The sequence below is a fragment of the Marinobacterium maritimum genome (genome assembly GCF_039523155.1).
Lineage (GTDB): Bacteria > Pseudomonadota > Gammaproteobacteria > Pseudomonadales > Balneatricaceae > Marinobacterium > Marinobacterium maritimum.
The window spans coordinates 776,388-789,201 of record NZ_BAAAET010000001.1; the positions used below are offsets into that span (position 1 = coordinate 776,388).

Annotated in this window: 14 protein-coding genes; 9 read left to right on the top strand and 5 right to left on the bottom strand. The window is 54.5% G+C overall.

What is annotated here, in order from left to right:
• Nucleotides 1-12: 12 nt before the first annotated feature.
• Nucleotides 13-435, bottom strand: coding sequence for an immunity protein Imm33 domain-containing protein (locus ABD013_RS03485; RefSeq protein ID WP_343802346.1), 423 nt, complete (start codon nt 433-435; stop codon nt 13-15).
• 155 nt (nt 436-590) lie between these two features.
• A complete protein-coding gene (gene acnB / locus ABD013_RS03490) occupies nt 591-3,188 on the bottom strand; it encodes a bifunctional aconitate hydratase 2/2-methylisocitrate dehydratase (protein WP_343803959.1) in 2,598 nt (865 codons plus the stop codon).
• Between the two features lie 653 nt (nt 3,189-3,841).
• Here acnB and ABD013_RS03495 point away from each other — a divergent pair.
• Nucleotides 3,842-4,312 carry a hypothetical protein gene (locus ABD013_RS03495; protein ID WP_343802349.1) on the top strand — a complete coding sequence of 157 codons (471 nt, stop codon included), beginning with the start codon at nt 3,842-3,844 and terminating at the stop codon, nt 4,310-4,312.
• A 53-nt stretch (nt 4,313-4,365) separates the two neighbouring features.
• Here the strand turns inward: ABD013_RS03495 and ABD013_RS03500 are convergent, their stop codons facing one another.
• Nucleotides 4,366-4,560, bottom strand: coding sequence for a hypothetical protein (locus ABD013_RS03500; protein WP_343802352.1), 195 nt, complete (start codon nt 4,558-4,560; stop codon nt 4,366-4,368).
• Between ABD013_RS03500 and ABD013_RS03505 the strand changes: the two genes are divergently transcribed.
• The 6 genes from ABD013_RS03505 (at nt 4,540) to ABD013_RS03530 (ending at nt 8,789) form a co-directional block, all read left to right on the top strand.
• The gene (locus ABD013_RS03505) at nt 4,540-5,568 is read left to right on the top strand and encodes a hypothetical protein (protein WP_343802355.1); all 1,029 of its coding nucleotides are present in this window, start codon (nt 4,540-4,542) and stop codon (nt 5,566-5,568) included. The two genes, ABD013_RS03500 and ABD013_RS03505, sit on opposite strands and share 21 nt — an antisense overlap.
• A 44-nt stretch (nt 5,569-5,612) precedes the next feature.
• Nucleotides 5,613-6,245, top strand: a complete 633-nt coding sequence (locus ABD013_RS03510) for a hypothetical protein (RefSeq protein WP_343802358.1) — start codon at nt 5,613-5,615, stop codon at nt 6,243-6,245.
• 64 nt (nt 6,246-6,309) lie between these two features.
• Nucleotides 6,310-6,672: a roadblock/LC7 domain-containing protein gene (locus tag ABD013_RS03515; protein ID WP_343802361.1), complete on the top strand. Its 363-nt coding sequence runs from the start codon at nt 6,310-6,312 to the stop codon at nt 6,670-6,672.
• 72 nt (nt 6,673-6,744) lie between these two features.
• Complete coding sequence (locus ABD013_RS03520) at nt 6,745-7,206, top strand: PAS domain-containing protein (RefSeq protein ID WP_343802364.1); 462 nt, start codon at nt 6,745-6,747, stop codon at nt 7,204-7,206.
• 13 nt (nt 7,207-7,219) lie between these two features.
• Nucleotides 7,220-7,966 (top strand): phosphate/phosphite/phosphonate ABC transporter substrate-binding protein, encoded by a 747-nt coding sequence (locus ABD013_RS03525; protein ID WP_343802367.1) that lies wholly within the window; start codon nt 7,220-7,222, stop codon nt 7,964-7,966.
• 163 nt (nt 7,967-8,129) lie between these two features.
• On the top strand, nt 8,130-8,789 hold the full coding sequence (locus tag ABD013_RS03530) for a MiaE family protein (RefSeq protein WP_343803961.1): 660 nt from the start codon (nt 8,130-8,132) through the stop codon (nt 8,787-8,789).
• On the opposite strand, the gene ABD013_RS03535 is transcribed toward ABD013_RS03530, so the two are convergent.
• Complete coding sequence (locus ABD013_RS03535; protein WP_343802370.1) at nt 8,731-9,522, bottom strand: UDP-2,3-diacylglucosamine diphosphatase; 792 nt, start codon at nt 9,520-9,522, stop codon at nt 8,731-8,733. The genes ABD013_RS03530 and ABD013_RS03535 overlap by 59 nt on opposite strands.
• Nucleotides 9,522-10,025, bottom strand: coding sequence for a peptidylprolyl isomerase (locus ABD013_RS03540; protein WP_343802373.1), 504 nt, complete (start codon nt 10,023-10,025; stop codon nt 9,522-9,524). The genes ABD013_RS03535 and ABD013_RS03540 overlap by 1 nt, the downstream gene beginning before the upstream one ends.
• A 187-nt stretch (nt 10,026-10,212) precedes the next feature.
• Here ABD013_RS03540 and ABD013_RS03545 point away from each other — a divergent pair, with 187 nt between their 5' ends.
• Both ABD013_RS03545 and ABD013_RS03550 read left to right on the top strand, forming a co-directional pair.
• Nucleotides 10,213-11,892, top strand: a complete 1,680-nt coding sequence (locus ABD013_RS03545) for a glutamine--tRNA ligase/YqeY domain fusion protein (protein ID WP_343802375.1) — start codon at nt 10,213-10,215, stop codon at nt 11,890-11,892.
• 3 nt (nt 11,893-11,895) lie between these two features.
• On the top strand, nt 11,896-12,780 hold the full coding sequence (locus tag ABD013_RS03550; RefSeq protein WP_343802378.1) for a hypothetical protein: 885 nt from the start codon (nt 11,896-11,898) through the stop codon (nt 12,778-12,780).
• Nucleotides 12,781-12,814 lie beyond the last annotated feature (34 nt).

Below are 12,814 nucleotides of genomic sequence, written 5' to 3' on the forward strand. Positions count from 1 at the left end.
GCCGGCATTGAGTTAGCTGCCTTCTCGCTGTTCGCTAAAGCGATCGACGTCATTGGTGATGTCGACCTCTACATTGGGAGCCGGTATGCGAAAATCGTATACGCGTTCCCAGCCTTCGGATTCAGGGGTGCGCTCCCAGACAGTGCCGGCGTTATATTCCAGCAGTTCGGTCAGTGAGGGATCGAGCTGGCAGATACGCTCCAGTGGAATCGGCATCATGTTGATCAGTTCGTTCTCCAGAAACTCCTCGGTTTCATAACCGGTGTACATGCGCCAACCAGTGTCGTTGAGGTGCTCGGGTACGGTTTTGTACATGAAGCGGATTGGCAGCTTTTCCTCCAGCAGCAGGCGTGATGCCAGGACCAGAAAACCGTTCTTGGTTTGGGCTGTTTCCTGTTCCTGAGTCAGTGGCTGGTCGGGAGTGGGTGTTTTCATGGTGCTTGACCTGTATGCGGCTATTCGTGTCGGATCTATTGCGGCAGTATACCAGCTCGGTTGGCTGAGACTGAAATAGAGCGCCAATAAACAAAAACCCCGCCGAAGCGGGGTTTGTCTGTCAGCAGAAGGGTGCCGTGGCACCCTCAGCAGGATCAGGCTTCAGCAGTCGGAATGAAGTTGCTGGCCTTCTCGACGTAGTTTTCCATCTGGTCGAAGTTCAGGTAACGGTAGATGTCGCCAGCCATGCTGTCGATCTTCTTCGCGTATTCCATGTACTCTTCAACGGTCGGCAGCTTGCCTTCCAGAGCCGCAACAGCCGCCAGTTCGGCAGACGCCAGGAAGACGTCAGCGCCGTCACCCAGACGGTTCGGGAAGTTACGGGTAGAAGTGGATACTACGGTAGACTTCGCAGCTACACGTGCCTGGTTACCCATGCACAGGGAGCAGCCCGGCATCTCCATGCGTGCACCGGCCTTGCCGAACACGTTGTAATAGCCTTCTTCAGTCAGCTGGGCAGCGTCCATCTTGGTCGGCGGAGCGATCCACATGCGAGTCGGGATAGACTTGCCGGAGGCTTCCAGCAGTTTACCGGCAGCACGGAAGTGACCGATGTTGGTCATGCAGGAGCCGATGAATACTTCGTCGATGTTTTCGCCCTGGACTTCGGACAGCAGACGAGCGTCGTCCGGATCGTTCGGAGCACACAGGATCGGCTCCTTGATTTCGGACAGATCGATCTCGATCACTTCAGCGTACTCGGCGTCAGCGTCAGCACGCATCAGGCTCGGGTTGGCCAGCCACTCTTCCATGCCCTTGATGCGACGCTCGATGGTGCGCACGTCACCGTAGCCTTCAGCGATCATCCACTTCAGCATGACGATGTTGGAGCGCAGGTACTCGGCAACGGAGTCTTCAGACAGGGTGATGGTGCAGCCTGCAGCGGAACGTTCGGCGGAAGCGTCAGACAGTTCGAACGCCTGCTCGACAGTCAGTTCTTCCAGACCTTCGATCTCCAGAACGCGGCCAGAGAAAGCGTTCTTCTTGCCAGCCTTTTCTACGGTCAGCAGGCCCTGCTTGATTGCGTAGTAAGGAATGGCATGTACCAGGTCGCGCAGGGTGATGCCCGGGTTACGCTTGCCTTTGAAGCGAACCAGAACGGATTCCGGCATGTCCAGCGGCATAACGCCGGTAGCAGCTGCGAAGGCAACCAGACCAGAACCGGCCGGGAAAGAGATGCCCAGCGGGAAACGGGTGTGAGAGTCACCACCAGTACCGACGGTATCTGGCAGCAGCATGCGGTTCAACCAGGAGTGGATAACACCGTCGCCCGGACGCAGGGAAACGCCGCCGCGGTTCATGATGAAGTCCGGCAGGGTGTGGTGAGTGTTGACGTCAACCGGCTTCGGATAAGCGGCGGTGTGGCAGAATGACTGCATGGTCAGGTCAGCAGAGAAGCCCAGGCACGCCAGGTCTTTCAGCTCGTCACGGGTCATCGGACCAGTGGTGTCCTGAGAGCCAACAGTGGTCATCTTCGGCTCGCAGTACATGCCCGGACGTACGCCGTCCATGCCGCATGCCTTACCAACCATTTTCTGAGCCAGAGTGTAACCTTTTCCAGTGTCAACCGGCTGTTCCGGCTTGCGGAACAGGTCAGACGGGGCAAGGCCCAGAGCCTGACGTGCTTTCTCGGTCAGACCGCGACCGATGATCAGCGGGATACGGCCACCGGCACGTACTTCGTCGATCAGTACCTGAGTCTTCAGGCCGAAAGTGGAGATGACTTCGTCAGTACCGTGCTTGCAGACTTTGCCTTCGTACGGGTAAACGTCGATCACGTCACCCATGTTCAGCTCGTCTACCGGCATTTCGATCGGCAGAGCACCTGCATCTTCCATGGTGTTGTAGAAGATCGGAGCGATCTTGCCGCCGAAGCAGTAGCCGCCAGCACGCTTGTTCGGTACGTTCGGGATGTCATCACCGAAGAACCACAGTACGGAGTTGGTGGCAGACTTGCGGGAGGAACCGGTACCCACTACGTCACCGACGTAAGCAACCGGGAAGCCCTTGGCTTTGACTTCTTCGATCTGGGCCAGCGGACCTTTAACACCAGGCTCTTCCGGGTTGATGCCTTCACGTTCCATCTTCAGCATCGCGTTGGCGTGCAGCGGGATGTCAGGACGTGACCAGGCATCAGGAGCCGGAGACAGGTCGTCAGTGTTAGTTTCACCCGGTACCTTGAATACGGTAACGGTGATTTTCTCAGCCAGTTCCGGCTTGGAGGTGAACCACTCACCCTCAGCCCAGGACTGCATAACCTGCTTGGCAAATTCATTGCCGGCTTCCGCTTTTTCCTGTACGTCGTGGAAAGCGTCAAACATCAGCAGGGTATGAGACAGCGCCTTAACAGCAGTCGGTGCCAGTGCTTCGTTGTCCAGGCACTCGATCAGCGGCGCGATGTTGTAGCCACCCAGCATGGTGCCGAGCAGTTGAACAGCTTTCACCTTGTCGATCAGGGGAGAGGAGGCCTCACCTTTGGCGATGGCTGCCAGGAAACCGGCCTTGACGTAAGCGGCCTGGTCCACACCCGCAGGTACACGGTTGGTGATAAGGTCGAGCAGGAACTCTTCTTCGCCAGCAGGCGGGTTCTTCAGCAGTTCGACCAGAGCGGAGGTCTGTTCAGGATCAAGCGGCTTCGGCGGTACGCCTTCTGCAGCGCGTTCTTCTACATGTTTACGATAAGCTTCAAGCACGATATGGCCCTCATCTGTTTTCACCGCCGGACGCCGGAGTGGTAAACCCCCACCGACGGCGTATCGACTAGGTATCGAATGGTGATTGGCGAGCGAATTCTAGCGGAAGGGCGACGCAAAGTTAAGATTGTCGACACAATTACCTGACCAAAGTATAAGACGCCTAACCATACAGGTTACAAGGGCTTGCACGGTTTTTGCGGTTTACAATTGCACGAAGACGGTGACTGAAAACTCAAGTTTTGTGCGCCAGGCATGATTGTGAGCCGGCCCTTTATAAAAGGCAGCGTTATTGGCACGGAATGTTTAATACACTCGTTTCTAGAAGATTATGCTGTTTAAACGGCTGTTTGTTATCACTTGCAGACGTTTATTTATTTCACGGTCTGGCTGAAGTTCCTGTGTCATTGAATCTGGCTGTATATTTATAAAGGGTTTGGGTAACCTTTTGTTTCATAAGAATGAAATGATTTGGCTGCTAGGCTCTTTCGCCTCTTTTATGTGCTTATTAGTTGCTTTGCTGAGACGGTTTTCCAAGCTGTCAGAGTTGTGTGCTGTTGATGCCGGTCAAGTTTCAATTCGCTGTGTTTGAAATCCGACGAAAAGCTACGTATAACAATCGAATACATTATCTCAGGTAGGAGGTAGCCTTGATGAGTTCAGCAGACAGTCCGGCTGAAATCGCACAGGATGAGCGCATGGTAAAGGCGGATCTGCAGTTATCCAAATTGCAGATCATGTTCAATCTGCAAGCCGACAAGCGACTGATCTATGTAGGTGCCCAGCCAACTGTTGCGCTACGTTACCTGACGCGCCTGGTGGCTGCACGGCCTCGTATACTGCGTAATCATATCCGACGCATCTATCTAGCCATCCAGTGCGCAGATAACGAACAACTGACCGGTGCTCTGATCGATCTTTTGTTAGTGCTTCGCGGCCGGGGTCAATTTCTGGTTAATCGCCTGATTCAACAATCCGGACCTTTGTTGCAGAGTGATTGCAGAATTGCCATGAACAAGGCGGTGGATACGCGCGACCTTTCACGACTGGCGGAACTGCCTCTTGAGCATGCTGTGCTGAGTAACGGCCGTTGCATGCAGTTTTCCAGGCAGAAATTACACTGAACACCGCCTAAAAGGATTCAAATATGTCGGTCGGTGCTAAGCATTCAATAGGGTTAATCGGCTTCGCTGCCAACGAGATGGCAATGCTGGAGCTTTTCTTTAAAGGGAATAAAGGTGAAGGTTTTTGCCTGTCCGACGCGGATCAGGCAGAAGCACTTATCGTTGGGTTTAGTGACAGGGATAGTAAGGCTCAGACCGGGAAGTGGTTGGAACAGCACGAGCTGCCAATGATCGCGGTGGTTGATCAAGCTACGGCTTCCTGGGTGCCCGAGACGAGTATCACGCTTTTTCGGCCGCTTACGCTTGGCGGGCTCCTGGATGCGCTGGTTAAGCTGAAGGGTAGGCTGGATGCGGCGCCGGTAGTTGCTGAGGATCTGGGCGTTGTTCCTGCCAGTGAGCAGGATAAGGAGCGTGCAGCCGTGTTTGCCGAATGGCAGGCGCGCAAGCAGCGCAGTAATGATGCCCTGTCAGCCTGGAAAGGTGATAGTGCGCAGCGTGAAGGAGAGGCTTTGCGTAGCCGCTTCAGCATGGAGCGTAATGAGTTGAATAGCCTCATTCTTGAAGCTCAGCAAGAGCTGCAGAAGCAGCAGGCTAATCGCCCTCCCAAGCCGTCACCTGAGCCGGTAGTCGAGCCTGAAGAGGTGTTGCAGCCCCCGAAACTGTCAGCTGAAATGATCCAGCAATGTTGTGGCAGTCTTCCTGATGTGAACCTGGATGCGCCACACGAACGCCGCCGTGCATACTTCAGCCTGGATGGCCTGCTGTTGCCTTGGGTGCAGCGTTGCGTTCGTCAGGGTGATGAAACCGGCCTGGTTCAACAGGTTTTGGGTGTGCCGGGTGCACTCTTTTATCTGCCTGCTGAAAAAGTTTTTCTAGTGGGTATAGATGCTGATTTGCTGTTGCAGCTTGCCCGTACCCGCTTTGGTTTTGATGAAATATCGCTGCAGGAGCGTAGTGCTGAGGCCGAGTTGCCGCATGGTCGCAAAGTGGCGGCTGACGAGTTGCTGTGGCAGTTGGCACTTTTTACTGCGCGAGGTCGTGTGCCTGATACCTTGTCGGCGGAGCAGCCAAAACTTCTGGATGAGATGCCTGACTTTGACCGGCTGCTGGAAACTCCGCATGCGAGAAGTATTGCTGAGCTGTGGCAAAGTCAGCGACTGTCGGCACAGAATATTGCCTCTATGTTAGGTGTGCCTCAGCGCTTTGTGTTCTCATTCTTTGTGGCAGCGGACGCCATCGGTCTGTTCTGTCCTTGACCGGAAATGTGTGTAACACACCATGGATCTTTCGGAGTTTAACCGTGAATCAAGAGCAAAATGATACCCCGCGGTATTTTCAGGTAACGCCCAGCGGAGCGTACTATGCAACCCTGAATACCGAGTCGGAAACACTGCGGGCATTGTTGCTGCAGTTGCTGAGCGCGGATACTCATATCCCGTATCTCAGTTCCCTGCTGCAGAAGTTGACTGGCCTGCCTGAGGCAGAAGCCGAAACGCTGCTGGATAAGGCTGTGCAGCATGGCTTTATCGATCTGCCAGAATCTCCGGAAAGCATTGCGGCAGGTACCATTGAGGAACTCTTGCCCAAACTGTTGCCGAGTCTGGCTGACGGGCGTGTTCTGCTGGCTGATGATCAGGGGTTCTGTCTGGGGCAGTCTGGCTTTGAAGATGACGAAGCGGAAGCGATTGCCGGTATGGCGGCGGATCTGGTTTCCATGCATGAGCGTCATCAGGCGTTGCTGGGTCGCCACCTTGGGATTGATGGTTCATCTTGGGGGCTGATCGATGCGGTCGGCCAGAGTGAACTGGGGTTCTGGACTCTGCATGTCGGGGAACAGAAGTTTCTTTTGATTCTGGAAGGGATGCCACATCTGAACCGGCAGCCTTTTGTTGATTTGATGTCGGTTCTGATCCGACGCTACCTGGATTACTGATGAAACGGGTAAGCCGTTTCATGCAGAATTACAACCAGCGCTAATGGCCTAAAAGGAGACTACCATGCGCTCAGAAATGTTGACTTCTATTCTTAACGATCTCAACGGAACCTCTGCTGAAATCGAAGCGTCCGCCGTGATTTCCACAGATGGTCTGGTGATTGATGCGCTCCTGCCGGCCGGTATGGACGAGGACCGAGTGGGCGCAATGAGTGCCGCGATGCTGTCGCTGGGTGAACGTACTTCCCAGGAGCTGGCTCGTGGTGAGCTGGAGCAGGTTCTGGTGAAGGGCAAGGAAGGCTATATCCTGATGACCCATGCCAACCAGGAGTCCGTACTGACGGTTGTTGCCAAAACCAATGCGCGACTGGGTCTTATCTTCCTGGATGTTAAACGCGCGGCTGATGCAATCGGCAAGATTCTCTGAATCGATTACATGCCTGGCGTGCATGCGTTCTGACTGGTCGAGTGCACGCTTTTTTCCTGGTTTGGAGTGAGTATGTCCGAACAAGATACAGGTTCAGTAACAGAGGTGCTGATCAAATACTTTGATGGCGCCGAGCGGCTGGCCAAAGTCGTTGACCGAGAAGTACCCTATCCAGACGGCAAGTTGATTGTCTCTCGTACAGATCCCAGTGGCATTATTACCCATGCCAATCGTGCTTTCATCGAGATGTCCGGTTACTCCCGAGAAGAGCTGTTGGGGACTAATCACTACATTCTTCGGCATCCGGACATGCCTGCCGTTGCTTTCAAAGACCTCTGGGATACGGTTGCTCAGGGAAAAAAATGGCAGGGGTACGTAAAAAACCTGCGCAAGGATGGGGCCTATTACTGGGTCAAGGCGACCGTGATCCCCAATATTCGTAATGGTGAGCTGGTCGGATACACCTCCGTACGCCGCAAGCCATCTCGCAGCAAGATCAAGGAGAGCGAAGCTCTGTACGCAACGCTGCGCTAGGTGAGGTACTGCGATGACATTAAATTTATCGGTGAGCCCGGACTTTCCGCCGGCTCATCTTTCGGGATGGTTTATCTTTAATACCTGGTTGCAGCGTCAGCTGGGTACGGCTGTTCATCTGGAGCTGTATGACAGCTTTGAACAACAGCGCGAAGATATTCGCAACGGCAAGATCGATCTGATCTATGCGAACCCCTATGATGCCTCCATGCTGGTGCGGGAATTGGGCTTCAAGGTTCTGGTGCGTCCTCGCAACCGAGCTGATGAGGCGGTGATCGCAGCGCGCAAGGATGATTTGCGCAGCTCCGTTGAGGATCTGGAAGCCGGTATCACGGTTGCGACAACGGCGGATCCGGATGTTCATATCATGGGTATGATCATGCTGGAATCTGCGGATCTGGATAAAAGTAATGTCACGTTCCGTGAATATGACAATTACGTACTGGTCGCCAAGGCTCTGCTCAATGGTCAAGCCGATATTGGCTTCTTCCTCAAAGCCGGTTACGACGAGCTGTCGGAGTTGGTCCGCAACAAGACCAAGCCGCTGGTGAGTAGCCAGATTAGCGTGGTGCACCACACGCTCGTAGCGGGGCCGCGCATGCAGGAGCATATAGAGCTGCTGACGGAACGCTTGCTCAATATGGAAGAGGACCCCAAAGGGCGTGAGGTTCTCAAGAGCATGGGGCTTGATGGCTGGGACTTCATGGAAGATGAACAGACTGAGTTCATGATCGATCTGATTGATACATTGATTGATTAAGTAGCCAGCTGTCTGTGTTGATAAAGGCGCCTTAGGGCGCCTTTGTCGTATCGGATACTGTGCGGCATAGTTGCGCGTTGGTAATTAAAAGCCCAAATTTGTAGAATTCCGCGTTTGCCGCTTGAGTGGCAGTTTGTTTAATTTCGGAGATGGTTTGACTGCTATGGATGTACTGGCCGAAATCAAAGGCTTTCTTGGCTGCGAAACGCCGCAGGAGTGGCTCCAATTGGCTGCTCGGCCTGAGGCAATGCAGTTGTTGCTCACCGATCACGCACACTGTGAGAAAAAAGCGGCATCAACGGCAATGACTCTAATGTTCCGCTATGTCGATCGCTCGGATCTGTTGAACAAGATGTCACGCCTGGCACGAGAGGAGCTGATTCACTTTGAGCAGGTGCTGGGAATCTTGGATGCCCGCGGGTTGCAGTATGGTCACCTGAGCCCTGCTCGTTATGCGGCAGGTTTGAGAAAGGATGTGCGTACCTCTGAGCCCGGTCGTCTGATTGACGTGTTGATTATCGGAGCGTTTATTGAGGCTCGCTCATGTGAGCGCTTTGCTGCATTAGCGCCTGATCTCGATGAGGAGCTGGCGCGCTTCTATCGATCCCTGCTGAAGTCGGAAGGGCGCCATTACCAGGATTACCTCAGCCTGGCTGAGTCCTATGCAGGTGGGCCTATCGATGATCGGATTGAGCATTTCCGTCGTTTGGAAGCGGAGCTGGTTCTGGCGGAAGATGAGGAGTTCCGCTTCCATAGTGGCAAGCCTAGTGCGGCGTTGCTGGCTGACCCTGAACGACTAGCTGGCCCCGCAGTTCTGGTGTAATGGTGTCGGCGACTGGTAGCGGGAATGCGAATAACCGGCTGCCACGCTCGTCCTGCTCCAGATACCAGCCATGCCTGTCCCAGTCGCCCAGAACGATGCGTACGCCACCTGTCGGGCTCTGTTCCTGGTGGATGCAGGGCCTGTGGGTGTGGCCATGAATCATCAGCGGGGCTGATGCGTCAGTCATCATCTGGCTGACGGCTGTCGGGGTGACATCGGTTATCTCGGCCGCCTTAATCGCACCCTGTTTCTTGCTGGCGTCACGCAGTTGGCGCGCAATATCCAGGCGTTCTGACACGGATTTGGCCAGGAACTCAGCCTGCCAGTCAGGATTGCGAACCAGTGAGCGGAATGCCTGGTAGTTCACATCATCCGTGCACAATTGATCGCCATGCAACAGCAGGGTGTTGCCGTGGACGGTGTCAAGATAATGTACTTCGTTAAGGATCTTCAGGCCGGTTTGCTGCGCAAAGGATGAGCCCACCAGGAAGTCGCGATTGCCGTGTTGAAACCAGATGCGTATGCCTGATGTGCACAGTGATCTGAAACGGTCAAAGATAGGTGCCAGGAAATGCGGTTGGGCATCGTCACCGATCCAGGCTTCAAAAATATCGCCGAGCAGATAGAGCTCGTTTGCGTATCTGGCTTTTGTGTCCAGGAAGACCTCAAACGCCCGGATGATATCCGGGCGCTTGGCATCAAGATGCAGGTCAGCAACGTAGTAACGCAGCATCAGCCCTCCGGCTGTTCGACGCTGGCGGACTCGATGATGATGTCTTCAACAGGTACGTCCTGGTGGCCGGCGCGCATGGTTGTGCTTGCCTTCTTGATCTTGTTGACCACGTCCATGCCTTCGACAACTTTACCGAATACGGCATAGCCCCAGCCTTCGGTGCTCTTGGCGGTGTGGTCAAGGAAAGTGTTGTCGGAAACGTTGATGAAGAACTGGGCGGAGGCAGAATGCGGGTCCATGGTGCGTGCCATGGCGATGGTGCCAGCCTGGTTGGACAGACCGTTGTCCGCTTCATTCTGGATCGGTTCGCGGGTTTCCTTGGGGATCATGCCTGGTTCGAAACCACCGCCCTGAATCATGAATCCATCGATGACGCGGTGGAAAATGACGCCGTCATAGAAGCCGTCACGGACATACTGTTCAAAGTTGGCAGCGGTAACTGGAGCCTTATCGTGGTCCAGTTCAAGGGTAATTGTGCCGACGTTGGTTTTCAGGATGATCATTTCCAGTTTCCCTGTTTCTCTTATGTGTCCGCCCATTATACTCAAGTATTAAATTGCTGCATCCACTGGCAGACGCTTTCTTCTTTTGACGGTGCTACAGGTGCGTCTGGGCCGCTTCTGCGGTTATAATGCCGGGCACTGTATCCGGCTATCGGCCGGCCTTTTTCAGCTTCGACAAGACATGGATATGACCACAAACGACAGCACCAAGCCAAACAACTTTATCCACCAGATTATTGAAGATGACCTCGCTAAAGGCCTGAATGAAGGGCAGGTGGTGACCCGTTTCCCGCCTGAACCCAACGGCTATCTGCACATCGGTCATGCCAAATCGATCTGTCTGAACTTTGGTACGGCGCAACGCTTTAACGGTCAGTGTAATCTGCGCTTTGACGATACCAACCCGGAGAAGGAGAGCCAGGAATACATCGACTCCATCATTGAAGATGTGCGCTGGCTTGGCTTTGAGTGGAATGGCGATATCCGCTACAGCTCGGATTATTTCGACCAGTTGCATGCCTGGGCTGTTCACCTGATCCAGGAAGGCAAGGCCTATGTTGACAGCCTGAGTGCGCATGAGATGCGTGAGTTCCGTGGTACGCTGACCGAGCCGGGCAAGAATAGTCCCTACCGTGAGCGCAGTGTTGAAGAGAACCTCGAGCTGTTCGAGAAGATGCGCAAGGGTGATTTCGACGAGGGTGAGTGTGTGTTGCGTGCCAAGATCGATATGGCCGCACCAAACATCAACCTGCGTGATCCGGTGATCTACCGTATCCGTAAGGCGCACCACCACCAGACCGGTGATAAGTGGTGCATCTACCCGTCATATGATTTTACCCATGGGCAGTCAGATGCACTGGAGGGAATCACGCATTCCATCTGTACGCTGGAATTTGAAGATCACCGCCCCCTGTATGATTGGTTCATCGAGAACCTGCCAGTACCGGCTACACCGCGCCAGTACGAATTTGCGCGCCTGAACCTGAACTACACCGTGACCAGTAAGCGCAAACTCAAGCTGTTGGTGGATGAAGGTCATGTAGAGGGATGGAATGATCCTCGGATGCCGACTATCTCCGGTATGCGCCGTCGTGGCTTTACACCGGCGTCGATCCGTAATTTCTGCGAAATGATTGGTGTAACCCGTTCTAATGGCGTGGTCGATATGGGTATGCTGGAAGCGGCCATTCGCGACGACCTGGATACCAATGCCCCGCGTGCCATGTGTGTCGTTGATCCGATCAAGGTGACCATTGCCAACTACGCAGAAGGCGAAGAGGAGTGGTTCGAGCTGCCGGCACATCCGAAAGATGAGTCCATGGGCATCCGCAAGGTGCCGTTCACTCGTAACCTGCTGATCGAGCGTGAAGACTTTGCCGAAGAGAAGCCGCGCAAGTGGAAGCGTATGGCGCCGGGTGATGCTGTGCGTCTGCGTGGTGCTTACGTTATTCGTTGTGATGAAGTGATCAAGAACGAGCAGGGTGAAGTGGTTGAGCTGATCTGCAGTTACGATGCCGCGACCAAGGGGCAGAACCCGACCGACTACAAACCCAACGGTGTGATTCATTGGGTATCAGCAGATAACTCCGTACCCTGTGTGGTGCGCCTGTATGACCGTTTGTTCACCGAAGCAAACCCGGATGCTGACAAGACGCGTGACTTCCACGAATTCTTGAATCCTGAGTCGTTGACCCTGATGACGGAAGCACGTGCCGAGATCGGTCTCAAGCATGCCGTTGCCGAAAGTCGTTACCAGTTCGAGCGTACCGGCTATTTCTGCGTTGACAGCAGCAGTACTGAAAACCAGCTGGTGTTCAATCGTACCGTCACCCTGCGCGACTCCTGGGCCAAGATCCAGGGCAAGTAACGGATGCGGTATCGGCCTTTCGCAGCTCGTCTGCTGGTGGCTTCAGTGCTGCTGGCAGGGGGCTGCGCCAGCTCGCCGGCAACGCCGCCGCAGGAGCGGCTGTCGGTGGAGCGTAAGGCATTGCTGGCAGAGGGTGTCAGCGAAACCTCTGGTTTGGCAGCGAATGCTGGTCGTCTTTGGACCCACAATGACAGCGGCGATCAACCTCGGCTATATGCCATTTCTCCCGAGAGTGGTGAGGTCATTGGAAAGTACCGCCTGCAGGATACGCTCAACTTTGACTGGGAAGAGCTGGCGCAGGATCGAGACTATCTGCATGTCTTTGACTGTGGCAACAATATGGGACGGCGGGAATGGATGCAGATCTACTCAGTGCGCTGGACCGACCTTGCCCGGGGGGCTGTTGATTCAGTTCCTTCCCGATTAACCGAGTTTCGCTTTGTCGATGCGGAGCCGTCAGCCGGTGCTTATGAACACAACAATGATTGTGAAGCAGCGACGGTTGTTGGTGAAGAGCTCTGGGTGTTCAGTAAAAACTGGCAGGATTTGCAGACTCGTCTGTATCGGTTAACGGCGGATGGCGGGCGTCATGATCTGGCCAGTGAGGGGCGATACCCGGTTGGTGGGCTGATCACGGCAGCTGATTACGATCCCCGTCGACAGCAGCTGGCCTTGCTCGGTTATACCCGCAAGCGCTTCAGTTCTTCTGCCTTTATCTGGCTGGTGCCTGTTGCTCAAGGTGAGCTGGATTGGTCCCGTGCCCGTCGGCACTCTGTTTCGCCGGCTGGTCAGTGGGAGGCAGTGCTCTGGCAGCCCGAGGGTCTCTTGTTAACTCGGGAAGCCAGTCTGCTGGGGCAGAGCTGGCTGGGGTTTATCCCGTTGCCTTGATCGCAGTTGCCTGAATCTTCAGGCATAATCCTCG

Bases quoted from the DNA above. Each gene is read 5' to 3' on its own strand.
- ABD013_RS03515 (WP_343802361.1), top strand. From the start codon at position 6,310: ATGCGCTCAGAAATGTTGACTTCTATTCTTAACGATCTCAACGGAACC.
- ABD013_RS03540 (WP_343802373.1), bottom strand. From the start codon at position 10,025: ATGATCATCCTGAAAACCAACGTCGGCACAATTACCCTTGAACTGGAC.
- ABD013_RS03505 (WP_343802355.1), top strand. From the start codon at position 4,540: ATGATCGCGGTGGTTGATCAAGCTACGGCTTCCTGGGTGCCCGAGACG.
- ABD013_RS03485 (WP_343802346.1), bottom strand. From the start codon at position 435: ATGAAAACACCCACTCCCGACCAGCCACTGACTCAGGAACAGGAAACA.
- ABD013_RS03525 (WP_343802367.1), top strand. From the start codon at position 7,220: ATGACATTAAATTTATCGGTGAGCCCGGACTTTCCGCCGGCTCATCTT.
- ABD013_RS03550 (WP_343802378.1), top strand. From the start codon at position 11,896: ATGCGGTATCGGCCTTTCGCAGCTCGTCTGCTGGTGGCTTCAGTGCTG.
- ABD013_RS03520 (WP_343802364.1), top strand. From the start codon at position 6,745: ATGTCCGAACAAGATACAGGTTCAGTAACAGAGGTGCTGATCAAATAC.
- ABD013_RS03545 (WP_343802375.1), top strand. From the start codon at position 10,213: ATGACCACAAACGACAGCACCAAGCCAAACAACTTTATCCACCAGATT.
- ABD013_RS03495 (WP_343802349.1), top strand. From the start codon at position 3,842: ATGAGTTCAGCAGACAGTCCGGCTGAAATCGCACAGGATGAGCGCATG.
- ABD013_RS03535 (WP_343802370.1), bottom strand. From the start codon at position 9,522: ATGCTGCGTTACTACGTTGCTGACCTGCATCTTGATGCCAAGCGCCCG.
- ABD013_RS03530 (WP_343803961.1), top strand. From the start codon at position 8,130: ATGGATGTACTGGCCGAAATCAAAGGCTTTCTTGGCTGCGAAACGCCG.